The organism is Enterovibrio litoreus, from assembly GCF_045679545.1.
GTDB lineage: Bacteria > Pseudomonadota > Gammaproteobacteria > Enterobacterales > Vibrionaceae > Enterovibrio.
Window position 1 is genome coordinate 889,362 of the sequence record NZ_CP166194.1, and the last position, 19,555, is coordinate 908,916.

Genomic DNA, 19,555 nt, shown 5'->3' on the forward strand with positions numbered 1-19,555 from the left:
ATAACCTTGTTGCACATTTGCGTGACTTGCAGTCAGGCATGGTAAGTGTTCATAATGCAGATCATAAACCTTCCATCAACTGTAAGGTCAAGCGTGAATTTGAGACTGGGAGTGATTGATGAAAATAAATGAGGTTGCCCGTTTAACGGGGCTGACAGCGAAGACCATTCGATTCTATGAACAGAAGGGCGTGATCAGCGAACCGGATCGCAGTGATAACGGATATCGCGCCTACAGCGAACGTCATATCAATGAACTGCAGATGATCAAGCGCTCGAGGTTGGTTGGATTTAGCTTGGATGAATGCCAAGCCTTGCTCGATATGTCACGCAACCCTAATCGCCGCAGCGCCGATGTAAAACAAAAAGCGTTAGAAAAAATTGCTGAGATTGACGACAAAATCAAAGAGCTTCAGGCGATGAAAACGTCTTTAAAATCTCTTGCTAGCGCATGTCCTGGAGATGAAAGTGCTTGTTGTCCGATCATTGAGGCCTTGTCTTTGGGCAACGAAACGGATGAGAACGCGGCTGAGAAAACCGAACTTGGGAAATAAAAAAACGCCAGTTGGCGTTTTTTTGGTTTTAACGTTAACGATGAGCGCCAGACATATGCTTAATCAATACAGCAGCGAGTAAAGCTGACGACGATAGCGACTTGCCACCTCATTGCCCTGACCCAGAGCAGCGAGAAGATCCATCATGGTCTTTTTCGCGTCGCCATTGGCACAGTTAAGATCTTTGCGCAATAGACCAATCAAAATCTCCAGCGCTTCTTCTTGTCGGCTAACTTGGCTGTACTGAACAGCAAGTTCATAGGCGACTTCAGCATTGCTTGGGTCTGCTTCATACGCTTGCTCAAGCTCGCGAATTTCCGGCGTATCAGCAGCTTGCTTGTGCAGTTCAACTTTGGCAACGAGTGCTTTGTATTGCGCATCCTGATCTTGCATTAATACGGTCGCAAGAATCGCTTCTGCCGCATCATATTGCTGCGTTTCCACATAACATTCCGTCAAGGCCAACTTATAGGCGCCTGCTTCACTCAGCGTAGCTTCTAGTGCCTTCAATTGCAGCAGCGCTTCTGTGTGGTTACCTTCGGCAATGTGTGCCAGTGCTTGCTTGAATGCCATCTCATCTTGGCTCGGCAGGTGACGCGTCAGCATTTCGCGAATGGTGTCTTCGGTTTGTGGCCCTGCAATACCATCGACAGGTTGTCCATTGCTGAACAGGGCGATGGTTGGCAAAGCACGAACGCCAAACTGTTGCGCCAACATTTGCTGCTGCTCACAATTGAGCAGTGCCAGTGTGAAAGCACCAGCGTATTCATGGGCAAGTTTTTCGATCGCAGGAATGATTTCCGTACTTTCAGGGCTCATTTGTGCCCAAAAGTGGATCAGGACAGGTGTTGTTACTGAATTCTCCAGCACTTGCTGAAAGTTCTGCTCGGTCAGTTCAACAATATAATTCGGTTGCATGATATCGCCTGATTAAAGGAGTAATGCTGTAAAGGTGGGGGGAGGGCGTCGAAAATTCAAGGCATTAGCGCATGAAATTAGTGCTTGATGGCAAAGATGAGAGTTTTCATGGCTATCACTGGCGGGAAATGAAAAAGGCCACTGAAAATCAGTGGCCTTCCTCTTGGCGTTTGTCGATATGAAACGCTGACTTAGAACACAAGCAAAATAGCCAGCGTTACACTCAAACAGAGCCAGTTCAATTGGCTTAAGGACATAGTCCGGCTCCTTGAGGGGAATTATTGTTTTTGTTTTCGTCCCCGTTCACGTCCTGTTCCGACACGCATCACATTGAAGTGGAAGGTAGGGGCAGGTGTTTCACGGTACAGAGTTAAGCCTACTGATCATTTATGACAAAAATATGAACTTGATAAGTTTGTTTTTCAGCATTTTTTTGAAGCAAATCGATAATTGGCCTCCCCTTTAGCCTCCTTTCGCCAACAGACGGTCGAGCATGCGAGCGGGGAGCAACCTTTTACATATCGCCATGTAGTGCGTTGGTTTCGTCACACGGTAACGAATTTTTGCGTTTTGCGCGGTTAACGCGTGCACCAAAGGCGCAATAATAGATTCGGAAGGCAAGGTGTACTTATTGGTTGAATGCTCGCTTTCCATGCGAAATTGTTGAGCGCGGTAATCCTCTTCAAAGCGACTGCTGTTGATATTGATCGCCTGAAAAAACGCATCAAGCGCATTGGCGCGAAAACGGCTGTTGATGGGGCCGGGCTCAATCAAACTGATTTGAATCGGTGTGCCTTTTAGCTCCAATCGCAATGTGTCAGTCCAGCCTTCAATGGCAAATTTACTGGCGTTGTATGCGCCGCGAAACTTCAGCGCAATAAAACCCAGCACAGAGCTATTTTGCACAATACGGCCTTTGCCATTTGCCATCATCATGGGAATAACCGCTTGAGTAAGCGTGTGCCACCCAAAGAAATTGGTTTCAAATTGTTTCCGAAGTGCATCCGTGGGAAGGTCTTCCAATGCGCCGGGCTGGCCATAGGCGCCATTGTTAAATAAACCAAATAGCTTTCCGCCAGTGTGCGTTCTGACTTCTTCAACCGCAGCAAGAATGCTGCCTGTGTCTGCTAGATCGAGCTGAATACAGTGTAATCCTTCCGCTCTTAGCCTTGCCACATCCTCTTCTTTTCTACATGACGCAATCACGTCAAAGCCCTTTTTTGCCAATGCATGGGCGCAAACGTAGCCGATCCCCGTTGAACATCCAGTTATCAAAACGGTATTTGTCATTGTTTTTACTATCCTTGTTTGTTCAGATGAGGAAGAAGTTGTTCGGCCATAAACTCAGCAATCCAAGGTTGGGCAATTTCTTTGGGGTGCAGGCCGTCAGACATCATCCAGCCTTCTGTTAGCACCACCTTCTCCATAAAAAACGGAATGAGTGGGATTTGCATTTCTTTACTTAAGCTTGGATAGATATCGGCAAAGGCCTTGCTGTATCGTTGACCATAGTTAGGTGGGATCTGAATCTGCATGATAGCGACGTTTGCGCCGCTTTCCTGACTGAGGGTGATCAATTTGGCGAGGTTGTTTCGTATTTGTTTGGGTGGAAAGCCACGCAGGCCGTCATTGGCACCCAACTCTATCAATACCCAGTCAGGGGAATGCTGCTCAAGCAAGGCAGGTAATCGGTCTAGGCTGTTGCCACTGGTGTCTCCCGAAATACTGGCATTGATAACACGATTGATAGGGCTAACAGACACAACTTTGGGCTCTAAAAGGCTGGGCCAACTTTTTTCAATGGCCATTTGATAGCCCGCACTCAGGCTGTCGCCCAACACAAGCAGCGTCTGCGCCGCAGCGCTTTGACTCAGAACTAAAAGACAAAAAGAAAGGATGCGAATCATGACAACTCCAGTGATCAGGGCCAGGAATGTTTCTAAAAAGGTGACGACGAATACGCAGTCTCTGACCATTCTGCAGGATGTTTCGCTTCAGGTCGAGCAAGGGGAAAGTATTGCTTTGGTGGGAGTTTCTGGCGCAGGTAAATCAACGCTGATGACACTCCTTGCCGGATTGGACACGCCAAGCACGGGCGAAATCGAACTCTTGGGTAAGCCTCTTAGTCAACTTGATGACGATCAGCGCGCTGCGCTGCGGGCCGAATCGATTGGTTTTGTTTTCCAAAGCTTCTTATTAGTACCTTCATTGACTGCTGTTGAAAACGTATTGCTACCTTGCACCATTCGTGGCGAGGATGAAGACGAAGAGCGCGCCATGGCGTTGCTGAAATCGGTAGGGCTTAATGGCCGTGAAACCCATTTGCCTTCGCAACTTTCGGGCGGTGAGCAACAGCGTGTTGCTATCGCTCGGGCATTCATGACCAAACCACGCGTACTGTTTGCGGATGAACCGACGGGCAACCTCGATCAGCATACTGCTGCCACCGTCATCGATCTGCTGTTTTCTCTTAACCGCGATCACGGCACAACGCTGATTCTTGTCACGCATGATCCATTGCTGGCTGAACGCTGCCACCGAACCTTGCACATTAATGCAGGCGAAATGGTGGGGGCGGCATGAGAAAAAATTTGGTTTGGCGCTGGGCTTGGCGTGAATTGTTTCATGGGCAGCTTTGGCCTGTTGTCGCCGCACTCGCGCTGATTATTGCGTGTGTCTTTGCACTGTCGGCCCTGGCTGGGCGTATTGAGTCTGTTTTAACCCAACAAGGCCGTTCGATGCTGGCGGCCGATCTGGTACTGCGCAGTAATCAACCATTGGCACCAGAGGTACTGACTGCGCTTGACGCCTCGGGCGCAGAAGCCTCCGATCAAACGCGCTTTGGCACCATGGCGTTCAGTGACAGCAATATGCAACTCATTACCGTTAAGGCGGTTGAGAGCAACTATCCGTTGCGTGGGGCGTTGGAGCTTCAAAGCGGCGCCGAGATGCATGACAAGGTTCAGCCGGGCGAGTTGTGGCTGGAAGAGCGTCTGTTCTCGCTATTGAACGTGAAGCGCGGCGATCAGGTTGATGTGGGGGATTTAACCCTTACCGTGTCGGGAATGATCGTTTCTGAACCTGAACTTTCGTTCAATCCGTTTAGTCAAATGCCAGCGGCATTGATGCACCAAAGTGACGTTGAAGCCGCAGGTGTTGTGCGACCCGGCAGTCGAGTGAGTTACCGCTATTTCTTTCGTGGCAGCGACAGCGAGTTAGCAGCGGTAAAATCTGGATATACCCTGACAGACGGGCAGCGATGGATTGATGAAAATGACGGTGATCGCACGGGGGACATGCTTGAGCGCAGTCGCGGGTATTTGTCGTTAACCGTGGTGCTTGTCATCATCATGGCAGCGGCGACTCTGCTGCTAACGTGTCAGCATTACGCGGACAGTCGCACCCAAACATTGGCGATGGTGAAAAGCCTTGGCGCACAGCGAAACTGGGTTCGACGCTGGCTAGCAAGGCAGTTGCTGATGCTGATGGTCATGGCGACCGTGCTGGGATTGGGGATTGGCGCTGCGCTGGAATACTTACTGCGCTTGCCTTTGGCTGATGTGTTGCCATCGCCACTGCCAAGGTATGGCATGTTACCGTGGTTCTTGGGCCCACTGGTGGCCTTGCTCGTCGCATTGCCAGCGTTGGGGATTCCGCTGATCCGCTTGATTGAAGCGCCCGCCATGAGCGTGCTGCAAGAACAAAGCAAAGTGCGAGCAAGAAAGAACCCATGGAGCTGGGCGCTTGCTTCTGTGCCAATCTTGGCTTTGATTGCTTGGTCCTATGACAATCGTTTGTTGTGGTTGGTATTGGCAGCGCTGGTGCTGATGCTTAGCCTGTTAGCCGGACTTGGTGTCATGGTGCTTCGCTTTGCACAAAAACGTGTAAAACGCCCTGCATTCAAACTGGCTTTGAGCCGTATCACGCGAAACCCTGCCTCGAGCGGGGCCCAATTAGGTGCGCTGGCAACATCGTTTATGTTGTTGTCGATTATCTGGCTGCTCAGAACGGATTTGTTAGAGGATTGGCAGCAAACCTTACCTGCTGAAGCACCGAATGTGTTTGCGTTAAATATCGCCAAACAAGAATTGGGAGATTACCTCGCTCGTATTGACGAAAACAACATCGAGCGTTCGGAAGCATACCCAATTATTCGTGGCAGATTGATAGGCAGAAATGGGCAAAACTATGCAGACCTTGAGCCTAACCGCGAAGCGCGAGACGAAGCGCTGCAGCGTGAGCTGAACTTCACGTGGCGAGACACATTGCCCAGCCACAACGAGATATTGGAAGGCAGTTGGCCTAGCCAAGGAGGCGTGTCGGTTGAGCAGGGGATTGCTGAACGTTTAGGCTTGCGCTTGGGTGACGAATTAACCTTTAGCGTCAGCAGTCAAGAATTTACCGCTACCGTGAATTCCATTCGTGATGTGGAATGGCGAAATATGAAGCCAAATTTCTACTTCATTTTTGACCCCGCGCTGGTGGATACCTTGCCCGCAAACTGGTTGATAAGCTTCCGTTTGGAACAAGAGCAAAGCGATATCCTCAATCGCCTAGGGCGGGATTATCCTACAGTGACCTTACTCGATTTGCGCACCATGAGCGGAAGAATCCAGGTGATTTTGAAGCAAATTAGTCTGTCGTTGTCCGTGTTGGCAGGCTTGGCGGTGGTGAGTGGCTTGTTGCTGTTGTTGACCTTGCTGCGCATTACACTGTCAGAGCGACAGCGCGAAATCATGCTTTATCGAACATTGGGCGCGAGCAAAAAGCGTATCAATACCACCTTGTGGGCGGAATACGGCATTATGGCGTTTGTGTCCGGCTGCATGGCGGTGGGCGGTGCTGAGTTAGCGATGGCGGCGCTGTTGAAGTGGGGCGTTGAATTGCCTGTGCGCTTACACCCTGAAGTCTGGTTGACCTTGCCAATACTCGCGGTTGGCTTAGTTTTCCTAACCGTGGCGTGGATGATAAGAGGGCTATTAGAGCCGCTAAAACGTTAGCGTAAAGAAAAACCGAAAATCGAAACCCCAAAAAGGCACGTGAAAGCGTGCCTTTTTGCGTTGGGTCTGTTGAAGGATTATTTGGTTGGTGGGGAGAAACCAGTGGCTCGCTAGCGGAGCAAGTCATCCAATGCCGGTGGCAAGTCCGGATACTCGAAACCAAATCCGAGATTTTCTAATGCGCGAGGCACAGCACGTTGTCCTTCTAAAAGCAGTTGGCCCGCTTCGCCTAACATCAAGGATATCGCTACTTTCGGTGTGAACAGCAGGTGTGGGCGTCGAAGCGTTGATGCCAATGTTTGGCTGAAGGCTTTATTCGTCACAGGGTTTGGCGCTGTGAGGTTAAACGGGCCACGCGCTTGTGCATGCTCAAGCAGGAAAATAATGCCAGCCACCATGTCCTGAATGTGGATCCACGGGAAGTATTGGCTGCCATTTCCAATCGGGCCACCCAGTCCAAGCTGATAGGGCAGCAGCATTTTTTTCAGCGCACCGCCTTCTTTGCTCAGCACAATGCCGGTTCGCAGCAGACAAACGCGGGTTTGATCTGAATCTGCCTTCATCGCGATTTTTTCCCAGTTGGCACAGACTGAGTGAGCAAAATCGGTGGCATCAACCTGGAGAGACTCATCCACGATCTTATCGCCTTGATTGCCGTAGTAACCCACAGCTGAGCCACTGATAAAGGTGTGCGGAGGTGTTTCCGCGGCAAGGATGTGATTCACCAGTTTTTCAGTGATGCCCCAGCGGCTGGTGCAAATAATGCCTTTTTGTTGTTCCGTCCATCGTTTGTCAACAATAGGTTCCCCTGCCAGATTAATGACTGCATCAATGTCATTGAAGTCTGATAGCTCTTCCAGCTCTCCGATCAGGTGAACTCGACTGGGTAATTTTTTCTTGGCTTGCTCTGGTGAGCGGGTAAGAACAGTGACCTGATGATGTTCCAGTTGAGCAATGAGTGCGCGACCAATTAAGCCCGTTCCCCCAGTGACAAGAATGTGCATGGGAATAATCCTTTCGATGAGCGATAAGATTAGTATGCATTCAATCGGTTAAATGATCACTATCTCGCAGAATACAGAAATGATCCTGATACCGATTATTGAGAAAACCTTGTTAACTTTATCACCCTATAGACATTGTGGGATGGCAAATACCTGTACAGTGGCTCAGGGTTATAAAGACAGCATATATTCAAGCATCTTAAGGTTGTTTGAGTCTATTTTCTTATCGTCTTTATTGTTGGTTTGCCGCTCGTACTCGGAAAGCGCTAGTGACCTGAGTATCTTCAAATGGAATGAGTGTGAAGGGATTTACTGCATTGCTCACAGCCATGTTAGGAAGCTTTAAAGATTTGCTGCCTATCATCTTGGTCATTGGTTTTTTTCAGGTCGTCGTCTTGCAGCAACCGTTGCCAGACTGGATTTCAATTGTTGTTGGGCTTGTCCTTGTCGTGATGGGTTTGACGTTCTTCGTTTTTGGTCTCGAAATGGGGTTGTTTCCCATCGGTGAATCCATGGCGCATGCGTTGGCACAAAAAGGCAGTGTGTTCTGGCTCATGGTGTTCGCGTTTTTGTTGGGGTTTGGCACGACGATAGCTGAGCCTGCTCTCACCGCAGTCGCGGCCGAAGCCGCAGAAGTCGCTGCTGAAGGTGGGATGATCCCTCTCACTGAAGAAGCACAGTCTTCCTATGCTAACGGACTTAGACTAACGGTCGCCTTTTCGGTTGGTTTTGCCATCATGCTCGGCGTGTTGCGTATTCTAAAAGGCTGGCCTATTCACCGTATTATCATTGGTGGCTACATGCTGGTGGTGGCGATGACCATGGTTGCGCCGCGCTACATTATTGGTATCGCTTACGATTCAGGCGGTGTCACTACATCAACGATTACCGTGCCGCTTGTGACTGCTTTAGGCGTAGGTTTAGCGACTGTGATCAAAGGGCGGAACCCGATGATTGACGGTTTTGGTCTCATCGCGTTTGCGTCACTCTCCCCCATGATTTTCGTGATGGTGTACGGGATGGTCGCCGTATGAATCTATTCGCATCACTGATCCCTACATTCATCGACACCTTGTTCTCCACCGTCCGAGATGTGTTTCCTATCGTGTGCATCATTTTTGGCTTTCAGTTTGCGGTTTTGCGCAAACCTGTGGTTAACCTAAAGAAAATCATCTTCGGTTTTGTCTACGTTATCTTAGGGCTTTCACTGTTTCTGATGGGGCTTGAAATGGCCTTGTTTCCGCTGGGTGAAGCGATGGCTATTCAGCTTACTGCGCCGGAGTTTTTATACGGTGAAGGGGCGATCATGCCGAACATCGTGGATTGGCAGCATTACTACTGGGTTTACATTTTTGCGGCGGCCATTGGCTTTAGCACCACAGTGGCAGAGCCTTCATTGATTGCAGTTGCCATTAAAGCCTCACAAGTTTCAGGGGGGGCGATCAGTGTCAATGGGCTGCGCTTTTCTGTGGCGCTGGGGGTGTCGATGGGGATTGCGTTGGGGTGTTACCGCATCGTCGCTGGCGATCCTATTCATTACTACATTATTGCGGGCTACGTACTGGTGGTAATTCAGACCTTTTACGCACCGAAATTTATTGTGCCGTTGGCGTATGACTCGGGAGGCGTAACAACCTCAACCGTCACCGTGCCTTTGGTGACGGCGCTGGGTCTTGGCCTTGCTTCCACAGTACCGGGACGAAGCCCGTTAATTGATGGTTTCGGTTTGATTGCCTTTGCTAGCTTATTCCCAATGATCACCGTCATGGGATATGCCCAGTTAACCGAGTGGTCGGCAAAACGCGGATCGGCTCAAAATGAAACGAGGAAACCATAATGCGATTCAAACTAATTGTCGCTTTCATCGAAGATTCAAAAACCGATGCGGTGCTTGATGCGGCGAGACAAGCAGGGGCAACAGGCGCAACCGTGATCAATAACGCCCGCGGGGAAGGGCTGACCAAACAGAAGACCTTTTTTGGTTTAACCCTCGATGTACAGCGCGACGTGTTGCTGTTTGTGGTGGAAGAACATTTGGCGCGAAGCATTTTGGAAACCATTAACGAAGTGGGTGAGTTTGATGCGACGTCTGGCAAAGGAATAGCGGTGCAACTGGATATTGAAGATGCGGTCGGTGTGGCGCATCAGGTGCAAGAATTGAGTAGCGTGATTGGGGATGAACTATGAAAGTAACGAAACGCGTTGGTGACGTGATGAAAGATGATTTCGCGCTGGTGGATGGGTTAATCACAGTCGCCGAAGCCATCCGCATTGCTCGAGACAAACACATTAAAGCCCTCGTAGTGAACAAGCGTGATGAGAATGATGAATACGGTTTGGTGCTGATGAATGACATCGCCAAAAAGGTACTGTCACAAAATCGCTCGCCTGAACGCGTTAATATTTATGAGATCATGACCAAACCCGCGTTGGGCGTTTCGCCAAACATGAACGTGAAATACTGCGCGCGTTTATTTGAACGTTTTGGTATCAGCCGAGCGCCTGTGATTGATAATGGCAAGGTGCTCGGCGTTGTTAGCTACAACAGTATTGTTATGTATGGCATGTTGGCGGACTAGGTTGCTACCCTAGGTAGCGATGAGTTAGGGGCAGTTTTAGCGGTCGCTATGGCCCAAATCTCGATCGGGATCGAACACATCGCGAACGCGCTGTTTCAGTATTTTGGCTTCGGGAAAGCCACCATCGCGTTTGCGCTCCCATATCATTTCGCCGTTGCAGTGGATTTCAAAACGGCCACCGGTGTCAGGGTGAAGGGCCACGCTACTAACCTCTTCGCTGAAGGTGGAAAGCAGTTCTTGCGCCATCCAAGTAGCGCGCAACATCCAGTTGCATTGGCGGCAGTAGTAAATGTCGATGTCCACGTTGTTTATCTTATCCATCATGTTCCTTACCACACACCCCAAAGCAGTTTGATACCGACAGCAAATGTGAGCAGTTCAAACGCGACTTTAATCAGTTGATTGCTGTATTTATCAGCCATATATGCACCGAGATAACCACCCAGCAGTGAACCTGCAAGCAATGCAGGAATCCAAGGCCAATAAATCTCTGCACCTGCCAAAGCCAGTGTTACCGCGCCTAATCCATTCCAAAATAGACCCACGCTCACCAATGTGAGTGCCACCGCTTGTTTGTAATCTAAACCGAACCAACGCACTAAAAACAGCGTGACAAATAAGCCTGTACCAGCGGTCAGCGAGCCGTTGAGTATGCCGATCAGACTCAGCCCTAAGCAGCCTAGTATCATGCCTAGGGTATCGCGGTGTTTGGGTTCAGGTTCGTGTCCCAGCGATTTACGTAAACGCGAATAAACGCCAAGCAGAATAATGAGTCCGCCGAGTAAGCCTTCCGCCCATGGGCCGGGCACAAACAAGATCAGGTTCGCACCTGTTATTACACCCGCCGCGCCAGCCAATACCACATAGAGAGTCAGTGCAGGGTCGAGATTGCCACTTCTCCAGTGTTTGAATGCTGCGCCCAAGCCAAGGGCAACAGACGCCACTTTATGTGTTGCAAGCGCAATAGAAAACGTTAGGCCGAGAAACAACAGAAGCGGAAGCTGTAACAGGCCGGAGCCGCCGCCAGCCAGAGAGGCAAGTGTGTTTGAAATTAGTGAGCCAATAAATAGGCCAAGGGTTGCGAGAATGTCCATATTCGCTCAGTTAACAAGGGATTGATTGGCGCTCGTGATGCCGTTGTTAGGTGTTGATACCATGGCGGGCAAACAGATGCCAGCGCCAATGAAAAGAAAAAGCCTGTGACGAGCACAGGCTTTAGAGGTAGGTCAGAAGCTCGGTGATTACCAGCCTTTCACTACACCACCATCAAACGTTTCCACTGCCGCGTTAAACACCGCATCAGATTGGTACGCTTGCACGAACTGCTGAACATTCTGCGCTTGAACATTATCAGTTCGCGCAACAATCAGGTTCACATACGGAGATTCTTTGTTTTCAACGAAGACACCGTCTTTCTCTGGTGACAGGTTAATCGCACTTGCGTAAGTGGTGTTGATGATCGCCAAAGTTACGTCTTCCAAAGAACGCGGAAGTTGTGCCGCTTCTAGCTCAACAATTTTCAGATCTTTTGGGTTGCTTGTGATATCTAGCACTGTTGCATTCAGACCTGCGGTATCTTCAACTTCAATCAGACCTTGTTGCTCAAGTAAAAGCAAAGAACGGCCAAGGTTGGTTGGGTCGTTCGGCACGGCGATTTGTGCGCCATTTTCGATTTGATCAACTGACGTTACTTTGCTTGAATAACCCGCAATTGGGTAGACCAGTGTGTTGCCAGCAACGGTAAACTTGTAACCACGGTCGCTGATTTGCTGATCCAGATACGGTTTGTGTTGGAACGCATTGGCATCAATTGAGCCTTCTTCCAGTGCCGCATTGGGTGATACGTAGTCAGTGAAGGTAACCAGCTCTACATCCAGCCCGTATTTTTCTTTGGCAACTTTTGCCGCGATTTCAGCAACCTGTTCTTCAGCGCCTGCCATCACACCAATTTTCACTTTGGTCAGATCAACCGCTTCTTCTTGACCACAACCTGTCAGTGCCAGTGCAGAAACCAAGCCCGCAGCCGCAGCCAATTTTTTTAGTGTAAAGTTCATAACGCATCTCCTTAAAAGTTATGTAAATTTCCATTTTTATCAGGTGGGTACCCACCCGTTTTTATCTGTGATCGACTCGCTTCACCAGGTGATCGCCAGCGGATTGAATCAGTTGAACCAAAATAACCAGCATCACCACGGTAATCAGCATGATGGTGCCGTCAAAGCGTTGGTAACCATAGCGAATACCGACGTCGCCCAGACCACCGCCGCCGACAGCCCCCGCCATCGCGGAATAGCTCACCAGCGTCACCAAAGTAATGGTTGCGCCGTTGATAATCCCCGGCAAGGCTTCAGGCAGTAGCACTTTGTGAATAATTTGCAGCGGGGTTGCGCCCATGGCTTGCGCGGCTTCCACAAGGCCAGATGGCACTTCCAGTAATGCGCCTTCAACAAGGCGAGCTATAAAAGGAATCGCACCAACGGTGAGTGGCACAATTGCCGCGCCAGTGCCAATTGAACTGCCGATCACAAAGCGTGTGAACGGGATAATGGCCACCAACAGAATGATGAAAGGGATCGAGCGGCCAATATTCACGACAATGCCGATGACTTTGTTCAGGATTGGGTTTTCCAACAATCCACGCGGTTTGGTCAAATGCAGCAGTACGCCCAGTGGAATACCAAACAAAAAGCCAATGATGCCTGATACGACAACCATGGTGAGAGTTTGACCCAGAGCATCAATCAACAGACCCACAAGTCGTTCGTTGTCCGTGAACCAGCCAGAAATGGCAGCAAGATTAAGCGACATATCCCAGCACCTCGACGTTGATATTGTGATCTTTCAAAAAGGTCAGCGCGTTGTTGACGTTTTCTTCGTCGCCAAAGAACTCCGCCAGCATCAGGCCGAACTTCACGCCACCGGCATAATCCATGTCTGAACTCAAAATGCTGATGTCGATGTTGTATTTGCGCGAAGCCTGACTGATCAGCGGGGCATCCACACTTGCGCCCGTGAATTCAAGACGAACAAGTGGCGGCAACGTGCCCTTGCTTTGCGATTGAAGACGTTCGGCATAATCTTGAGGGATTGATAAATCCAGGGTTGAGCGAATAAAGGTGCGTGCCAGCTCCGTTTTAGGGTGGGCAAAAATATCACCAACTGGCCCTTTTTCAACCAATTCGCCATCACCGATGATTGCGACTTCGTGACAAATACGCTTCACCACATCCATTTCGTGGGTGATCAGCAAAATGGTCAGTCCCAATTTCTGGTTGATGGTCTGAAGCAGATTCAGAATGGAATGGGTGGTGGCAGGATCCAATGCGCTGGTGGCTTCGTCGCACAAAAGCACGTTTGGGTCGCTGGCGAGTGCCCGCGCAATCGCCACGCGTTGCTTTTGACCGCCACTCAGATTCGCCGGATAAGTATCATGTTTGTCTTCAAGGCCAACCAGTTCAAGTAACTGCATCACCTTGGTGTGAATGTGTTGTTGGTTTTTCCCTGCTAGTTCAAGTGGCAGTGCCACGTTGTTAAACACGGTGCGGGAAGAAAGAAGATTGAAGTGCTGGAAAATCATGCCGATTTTCTGGCGCTCTTTAGTGAGTTCGGTTGAAGAAAGGGCCGTGAGATCCACGCCGCCCACAATCACTTGGCCGCTTGTTGGGCGTTCTAGCAAATTCACAATGCGGATCAGGGTGCTTTTTCCTGCACCAGACGCACCAATCACACCAAATATTCTGCCTTGAGGTATGTGAAGGTCAATATCGCGCAGGGCATGAATAGTGTGTGTGCCCTGTTTGAACTCCTTATTAACCTGTTTTATTTCGATCATACGCCTTCCTGGACTAAATCATGTTAATAAATAGTTAAGAATCCAGCTATAACGTTTGGTTTTTAACAATCTTATGGCATTTGATGCTATTGATACTCGAACGGCAAGTCAATAGATATTTTTACGGCTAGACGTCTAAATGTTTGGGTGGCTTTTTTGGGGGAGTTAAGCGCCTGAAAAAAGAGGCAGGTACAAGGTTGTTGTGTGTGAATAGAAGCGACGAGCGACAAAGGGGATGTGCCACTACATCAGGTAAAACATGAAATACACAACATAATCGAGTGTCATATCAATCATGCAGTTTATCAATGCAGGTCATTGTATGACCAACTTCAAACAACCTTGTGTTTGAACTACTTGCTGAACGAGATAATAGGTAAAGTTATTGCAACAACTTATTAACCCATCGCTGATGCGTTCAGACGATACCCGTTGTTTAAGCAGTAACTATTTTTACACGATTTTTTTCTGTGCTGCTTGAGTTTTTTCGCCTTTCGAAGCAAGGAGATTACCAAATGTATAAACGTCGTTCGTTTATTGCCGCCACGGCAGTTGCACTCAGCGTGCTATTGACCGGTTGTGGTGAGCAAAAGCAGGAAGCTAGTGCGCAGGCACAGCCCGTTGAACAAGAGAAAATTACCTGGAAAATGGTCACGACTTGGCCGAAGAACTTCCCAGGTCTAGGTACTGGTGCCAACAATTTGGCAGAACTGATCACTGAAATGAGTGACGGTCGCCTTGAAGTCAAAGTATATGGTGCTGGTGAGTTGGTTGGTGCACTCGACGTGTTTGATGCCGTTTCGCGCGGAACCGCTGAACTGGGTCACGGTGCAGGTTACTACTGGAAAGGTAAAGCGCCAGCAGGGCAGTTCTTTGCAGCGGTTCCTTTTGGTCTGACAGCACAAGAAATGAACGGTTGGATCTACAACGGTGGTGGCCTTGAACTTTGGGCTGAAGCCTATGAACCTTTCGGTATCATTCCTATGCCTGCGGGTAACACCGGTGTGCAAATGGGCGGTTGGTTTAACAAAGAAATCAATACCATTGGCGATCTCGAAGGTCTGAAAATGCGTATTCCTGGCCTTGGCGGTGAAGTGTTGAAACGTGCTGGCGGCACACCGGTATTGCTACCAGGTGGTGAAATTTTCCCATCACTGCAATCTGGCGCCATCGACGCGACTGAGTGGGTGGGTCCATACAATGATCTGGCCTTTGGTTTGCACAAGGCTGCGAAGTACTACTACTACCCAGGTTGGCATGAGCCAGGTACAACGCTGGAAGCGCTGATCAATAAAGACGCATTCGAAAAACTGCCTAAAGATCTGCAATCGATCGTTTTGGGTGCAACGCGCATTGCTAACGCTGACATGCTGGCTGAATTCACCGCACGTAACAATGCGGCACTGGAAAGTCTGGTGGGAGAGCATAAGGTCGCACTTCGCCCGTACCCAGCAGAAGTTCTGAGCCAGTTGCAAGTGCTGGCTGACCAAGTGGTTGCCGAGCAGGCAGAAGTGGATGCGATCAGTAAGAAAGTGTACGACTCTTACAAATCATTCCGCGATCAAGCGATTGATTGGCATGCAATTTCTGAGCAATCCATGCTAAATGCCCGTAACCCGCAATAACCTTTAAGAGGCTGTCTTTGGCAGCCTCTTAGTCTTTTCCATTAAGCCCACAGGCTGAAGTTAGAGTAGTAGTATGGATACCGCCTCTCCTCGTCTTATTGCCCTCATTAAGGGCATCAATCGTTTTAGTGACTGGACAGGACGCATTGTTTCTTGGTTCGTGTTGGCCATCGTGCTGATCACCTTTGTGGTCGTCGTGATGCGCTATTTACTGAACTCAGGGTCGGTGTTTCTGCAAGAATCTGTCCTTTATTTTCACAATTACGTCATCATGCTTGGCGCCGCCTATGCGCTGTTAAAAGGCGCTCATGTTCGCGTTGATATTTTCTATCGCCCTGCGTCTGAAAAGAAAAAAGCCTGGGTCGATCTGCTTGGTTTTTTATTCTTATTGCTTCCAACGTGCGCGTTTATTTTCTATATCGCGTGGGATTACGTGGCTGCCTCATGGCAAATCATGGAAGGCTCACAAGAAGCAGGAGGCGTAGACGCTAAATACCTCTTTAAAACCAGTATTTTATTAATGCCCGCATTGGTGATTTTGCAAGGTATTGCCGAAGCGCTTAAATCCGTACTCACGATTGCAGGACATCAAGACATTGCTAAGCAACTCGACGATCACGACGAGGAGCATGCGCTATGAGTGAATTCCTCGCCTTATTTCTCTTCTTGTTTACCTTTGGCGTGCTATTGGTCGGCTATCCCGTGGCGTTTACGCTCGGTGGTTCAGCGCTATTGTTCGCGTTTATTGGGGCCGTTACAGGGACATTTGACCCAGCTTTTCTCGAAGCCATTCCAAACCGTATTCAAGGCACCTTAGCCAATGAATTGCTGGTGGCGATTCCGCTGTTTGTATTCATGGGAGTCATGCTGGAAAAATCCCGCATTGCTGAAGATTTGCTCGATACCATGGGGCAAGTGTTTGGTGGTTTAGCGGGTGGCCTTGGCATTTCCGTGACGATCGTTGGGATGTTACTGGCTGCCAGTACAGGTATTGTTGGGGCGACCGTGGTGACCATGGGGCTGCTCTCATTGCCCTCGATGATGAAGCGTGGCTACTGCCCGAGGCTGTCTACCGGCATTATTTGTGCTTCTGGAACGCTAGGGCAAATCATTCCACCGTCAATTGTTTTGGTATTGCTGGGGGATGTCATTTCCTCTGCGTATCAACAAGCGCAACTGGATCAGGGGATTTTTTCACCAGAAAGTGTCACCGTGGGTGACTTGTTCTTGGGCGCATTGATCCCTGGCTTCATGCTGGTGGGTATGTACATTCTTTACCTTGTTTTCATTGCCATTACTCAACCTGAGCGTGTGCCGCCTATCCCAGCGGAAGAACGCAAAGTGAGTAAAGAGCTTTGGATGCAGGTATTAACCGTATTGTTCCCGCCGGTGATGTTGATTGTTCTGGTGTTGGGCTCAATATTGGGCGGCATAGCAACGCCAACAGAAGCGGCGTCAGTCGGCTCAGTGGGGGCGATTGTATTGGCCGCCAGTAAAGGCATGTTTAATCTGTCTATTCTTCGTCATGTGCTTCGTAGCACCACTGAAGTGACGGCCATGGTGTTCTTGATCCTCATCGGTGCCTCGCTTTTTGCTTTGGTGTTCCGTGGCTTTGGTGGCGATGACATCGTTAGAGACTTTCTGACAAGTCTTCCTGGTGGTGTGTTTGGTGCGATGGCGCTAGTGATGCTGGTGTTGTTCTTGTTGGGCTTCTTTCTCGACTTCATCGAAATCACGTTCGTGGTTGTGCCGATTGTGGCACCGATCCTGCTCACAATGGGTGTCGACCCGGTGTGGCTGGGTATCATGATTGCGTTGAATTTACAGACATCCTTCCTCACTCCGCCATTTGGTTTCTCCTTGTTTTATCTGCGTGGTGTTGCGCCAGATTCCATCTCTACGACGGATATCTACCGAGGTGTTGCACCATTCATATTGATTCAACTGCTGATGTTGGGCTTGCTTGCCTATTGGCCAACGCTTGCCACATGGCTGCCTGAATTGGTATACGGATAAATTGGTGAGTTTAAAGCCTCTTTTCGAGGCTTTTTTGTCTTGCTAATTACGCTTGACGAAATGACCCTGCTCAGTTTCTACTAAGCGACTTTTTGTTTGCTTTTGTCTGGAGATAACGTGACATCTGCTGTTGATATCGCCATGTTAGCGGTGTTTATACCCACATTTTTCTTTGTTTCAGTGACCCCTGGAATGTGTATGACTTTTGCCATGACGCTCGGCATGAGTATTGGCGTAAGAAAAAGTCTACATATGATGTGGGGGGAGTTGATTGGCGTCGGGCTGGTCTCGTTGGCGTCAGTGGTCGGTGTCGCGGCGATCATGCTCAATTACCCGAGCTTGTTCATGGTGCTCAAGTACGTTGGTGGTGCCTACTTGTTTTATCTGGGCGTTCAGATGTGGCTATCTCGCGGAAAAATGGCCATTCCAGATGATTTATCGGTCAATGGAAACACCTCTCCGTTGTCTTTGGCAATGCAAGGGTTTGTTACCGCCATTGCCAACCCTAAGGGCTGGGCCTTTATGGTGTCTTTGCTGCCGCCATTTATTAACCCCCAAGCAGCGCTTCCTCCTCAGCTAGCGGTGTTGATTGGCATAATCTTGATAACAGAGTTTAGCTGCTTGATGTTATATGCGAGTGGCGGGCGCACGTTACGTCACTTCCTACAAAAAAGCGGCAACGTTCGTATGATGAATCGTATTGCGGGAACCTTGATGATGGCTGTTGGGGTTTGGTTAGCAGTGGGTTAGTCTTTGTAGGTCTCTGCAATTTTAATAAAGTCATTTTTCATATCAAACATCAAATCGACAAGCATGGGATCAAAATGGGTCCCTTTGCCTTCGCGAATGATCTCAAACGCTTCATCGTGCGACATGGCCGATTTGTAAACGCGTTTACTCACCAAAGCATCAAACACATCGGCCACAGCCATTAATCGGGCGCTGAGAGGAATGTCTTCGCCACTCAGGCCTTGCGGGTATCCAGAGCCATCCCATTTTTCGTGGTGACCATAAGAAATCTCTTTTGCCGCGCTCAAGAAGGGATAATGCGCGTCCACTTCCTGCTCTGCCTTTACGATGGCGTCATAACCTAGCTTAGCGTGGGTCTTCATCGTCTCGAATTCTTCAGCCGTGAGCTTGCCTGGTTTTAACAAGATCGCGTCAGGAATCCCCACCTTGCCAATGTCGTGCAGTGGCGCGGTTTTAAATACCATGGTGATGTATTCGGCAGTAACAAGGTCTGGGTATTTTCCACGAAGAAAGAGTTGGTCAGCTAAAATTTTCACGTAGTATTGGGTGCGAATAATGTGGTTGCCCGTTTCCTGATCGCGTGTTTCAGCAAGGCTTGCGAGCGCATTGATGGTGACATCTTGGATAACACTGAGTTCTTTGACACGGCGTTGCACTTCGGCTTCAAGGTACTCATTTTGATCATGTAGAAAATCTTTTGATGCTTTGTTTTCCAAGTGAATCTTGATGCGTGCCATGGTGATCGGCGGGCTCAATGGCTTTTTGATGTAGTCCGCCGCACCCACTGAAAAACCGAATTCTTGGTCTTCAGATTTTGATTTTGACGTCAGGAAGATCACCGGGATATCGCAAGCGCTTTTTTTCGCTTTAATCTGGCGACACACTTCATAGCCGTCCATGCCGGGCATAACGACATCGAGCAGAATAAGGTCGATAGAGAATTTTTCAACGATGGCTAACGCTGTTTGACCATTCGTTGCGGCTTTCACTTCATAGCTGTCTTTAAGCATCTCACTAACGAAAACGAGATTCTCGGGTGTATCGTCAACGACCAGAATGGTGGCGCGTTTTTTCTGCTTACTTTCCGGTGACACCATTTAACGAGATCCTGATTCACTTTTCACTAATTCAATCCTAGGTCTACTCTTAATATTGTTCCAATTATGAATCACATTAATTTAATTCGAGACATGCATTTAGCGTCAAAACAAGGCGCTGATGTACCAGCGAAAGCCTTGTTGGTTTGTTGGCAGCGAGCCAGCGTTGTCTTTGGGTGGC

Annotated in this window: 21 protein-coding genes; 11 read left to right on the top strand and 10 right to left on the bottom strand. The window is 49.1% G+C overall.

Annotation, left to right across the window (positions count from 1 at the left end; genetic code table 11):
* The first annotated feature begins 118 nt into the window (after positions 1-118).
* On the top strand, positions 119-553 hold the full coding sequence (cueR, locus tag AB8599_RS03865) for a Cu(I)-responsive transcriptional regulator (RefSeq protein WP_407332477.1): 435 nt from the start codon (positions 119-121) through the stop codon (positions 551-553).
* 63 nt (positions 554-616) lie between these two features.
* Here cueR and AB8599_RS03870 read toward each other — a convergent pair whose 3' ends face one another.
* From AB8599_RS03870 to tesA, 3 genes are all read right to left on the bottom strand, one after another.
* Positions 617-1,471 carry a co-chaperone YbbN gene (locus AB8599_RS03870; RefSeq protein WP_407332478.1) on the bottom strand — a complete coding sequence of 285 codons (855 nt, stop codon included), beginning with the start codon at positions 1,469-1,471 and terminating at the stop codon, positions 617-619.
* A gap of 462 nt (positions 1,472-1,933) precedes the next feature.
* The gene (locus AB8599_RS03875; protein ID WP_407332479.1) at positions 1,934-2,761 is read right to left on the bottom strand and encodes an SDR family oxidoreductase; all 828 of its coding nucleotides are present in this window, start codon (positions 2,759-2,761) and stop codon (positions 1,934-1,936) included.
* Between the two features lie 8 nt (positions 2,762-2,769).
* Positions 2,770-3,378: a multifunctional acyl-CoA thioesterase I/protease I/lysophospholipase L1 gene (gene tesA, locus AB8599_RS03880; RefSeq protein ID WP_407332480.1), complete on the bottom strand. Its 609-nt coding sequence runs from the start codon at positions 3,376-3,378 to the stop codon at positions 2,770-2,772.
* On the opposite strand from tesA, the gene AB8599_RS03885 reads away from it, so the two are divergent.
* Both AB8599_RS03885 and AB8599_RS03890 read left to right on the top strand, forming a co-directional pair.
* Positions 3,377-4,054 carry an ABC transporter ATP-binding protein gene (locus tag AB8599_RS03885; protein ID WP_407332481.1) on the top strand — a complete coding sequence of 226 codons (678 nt, stop codon included), beginning with the start codon at positions 3,377-3,379 and terminating at the stop codon, positions 4,052-4,054. The two genes, tesA and AB8599_RS03885, sit on opposite strands and share 2 nt — an antisense overlap.
* Positions 4,051-6,471, top strand: coding sequence for an ABC transporter permease (locus AB8599_RS03890; protein ID WP_407332482.1), 2,421 nt, complete (start codon positions 4,051-4,053; stop codon positions 6,469-6,471). The genes AB8599_RS03885 and AB8599_RS03890 overlap by 4 nt, the downstream gene beginning before the upstream one ends.
* 110 nt (positions 6,472-6,581) lie before the next feature.
* On the opposite strand, the gene AB8599_RS03895 is transcribed toward AB8599_RS03890, so the two are convergent.
* Positions 6,582-7,475, bottom strand: a complete 894-nt coding sequence (locus AB8599_RS03895; protein WP_407332483.1) for a TIGR01777 family oxidoreductase — start codon at positions 7,473-7,475, stop codon at positions 6,582-6,584.
* A gap of 299 nt (positions 7,476-7,774) precedes the next feature.
* Between AB8599_RS03895 and AB8599_RS03900 the strand changes: the two genes are divergently transcribed.
* The 4 genes from AB8599_RS03900 to AB8599_RS03915 are packed head-to-tail and all read left to right on the top strand — an operon-like array spanning position 7,775 to position 10,054.
* Positions 7,775-8,509, top strand: a complete 735-nt coding sequence (locus AB8599_RS03900) for a DUF1538 family protein (protein WP_407332484.1) — start codon at positions 7,775-7,777, stop codon at positions 8,507-8,509.
* A complete protein-coding gene (locus tag AB8599_RS03905) occupies positions 8,506-9,312 on the top strand; it encodes a DUF1538 domain-containing protein (protein ID WP_407332485.1) in 807 nt (268 codons plus the stop codon). Before AB8599_RS03900 ends, AB8599_RS03905 begins: the two co-directional genes overlap by 4 nt.
* Positions 9,312-9,662, top strand: a complete 351-nt coding sequence (locus AB8599_RS03910) for a P-II family nitrogen regulator (RefSeq protein WP_407332486.1) — start codon at positions 9,312-9,314, stop codon at positions 9,660-9,662. Before AB8599_RS03905 ends, AB8599_RS03910 begins: the two co-directional genes overlap by 1 nt.
* Entirely contained in the window at positions 9,659-10,054 is a 396-nt protein-coding gene (locus tag AB8599_RS03915; protein ID WP_407332487.1) for a CBS domain-containing protein, read from the top strand. Before AB8599_RS03910 ends, AB8599_RS03915 begins: the two co-directional genes overlap by 4 nt.
* A gap of 36 nt (positions 10,055-10,090) precedes the next feature.
* On the opposite strand, the gene AB8599_RS03920 is transcribed toward AB8599_RS03915, so the two are convergent.
* The 5 genes from AB8599_RS03920 to metN all read right to left on the bottom strand — a co-directional run bounded on the left by AB8599_RS03920 (position 10,091) and on the right by metN (position 13,886).
* Positions 10,091-10,375: a SelT/SelW/SelH family protein gene (locus AB8599_RS03920; protein WP_407332488.1), complete on the bottom strand. Its 285-nt coding sequence runs from the start codon at positions 10,373-10,375 to the stop codon at positions 10,091-10,093.
* 8 nt (positions 10,376-10,383) lie between these two features.
* Positions 10,384-11,148, bottom strand: coding sequence for a sulfite exporter TauE/SafE family protein (locus AB8599_RS03925; protein ID WP_407332489.1), 765 nt, complete (start codon positions 11,146-11,148; stop codon positions 10,384-10,386).
* Between the two features lie 147 nt (positions 11,149-11,295).
* The gene (locus AB8599_RS03930; RefSeq protein ID WP_407332490.1) at positions 11,296-12,108 is read right to left on the bottom strand and encodes a MetQ/NlpA family lipoprotein; all 813 of its coding nucleotides are present in this window, start codon (positions 12,106-12,108) and stop codon (positions 11,296-11,298) included.
* A gap of 61 nt (positions 12,109-12,169) precedes the next feature.
* The gene (locus AB8599_RS03935) at positions 12,170-12,862 is read right to left on the bottom strand and encodes a methionine ABC transporter permease (protein WP_407332491.1); all 693 of its coding nucleotides are present in this window, start codon (positions 12,860-12,862) and stop codon (positions 12,170-12,172) included.
* Positions 12,852-13,886, bottom strand: a complete 1,035-nt coding sequence (gene metN, locus AB8599_RS03940; protein WP_407332492.1) for a methionine ABC transporter ATP-binding protein MetN — start codon at positions 13,884-13,886, stop codon at positions 12,852-12,854. Before metN ends, AB8599_RS03935 begins: the two co-directional genes overlap by 11 nt.
* Before the next feature lie 515 nt (positions 13,887-14,401).
* On the opposite strand from metN, the gene AB8599_RS03945 reads away from it, so the two are divergent.
* From AB8599_RS03945 to AB8599_RS03960, 4 genes are all read left to right on the top strand, one after another.
* Positions 14,402-15,511 (top strand): TRAP transporter substrate-binding protein, encoded by a 1,110-nt coding sequence (locus AB8599_RS03945; RefSeq protein WP_407332493.1) that lies wholly within the window; start codon positions 14,402-14,404, stop codon positions 15,509-15,511.
* 73 nt (positions 15,512-15,584) lie between these two features.
* Positions 15,585-16,151, top strand: a complete 567-nt coding sequence (locus tag AB8599_RS03950; protein WP_407332494.1) for a TRAP transporter small permease subunit — start codon at positions 15,585-15,587, stop codon at positions 16,149-16,151.
* On the top strand, positions 16,148-17,527 hold the full coding sequence (locus AB8599_RS03955; RefSeq protein ID WP_407332495.1) for a TRAP transporter large permease subunit: 1,380 nt from the start codon (positions 16,148-16,150) through the stop codon (positions 17,525-17,527). Before AB8599_RS03950 ends, AB8599_RS03955 begins: the two co-directional genes overlap by 4 nt.
* 141 nt (positions 17,528-17,668) lie before the next feature.
* Complete coding sequence (locus AB8599_RS03960) at positions 17,669-18,277, top strand: LysE family translocator (RefSeq protein WP_407333170.1); 609 nt, start codon at positions 17,669-17,671, stop codon at positions 18,275-18,277.
* Here the strand turns inward: AB8599_RS03960 and AB8599_RS03965 are convergent.
* Positions 18,274-19,374 carry a two-component system response regulator gene (locus tag AB8599_RS03965; protein ID WP_407332496.1) on the bottom strand — a complete coding sequence of 367 codons (1,101 nt, stop codon included), beginning with the start codon at positions 19,372-19,374 and terminating at the stop codon, positions 18,274-18,276. The two genes, AB8599_RS03960 and AB8599_RS03965, sit on opposite strands and share 4 nt — an antisense overlap.
* Positions 19,375-19,555: the final 181 nt, after the last annotated feature.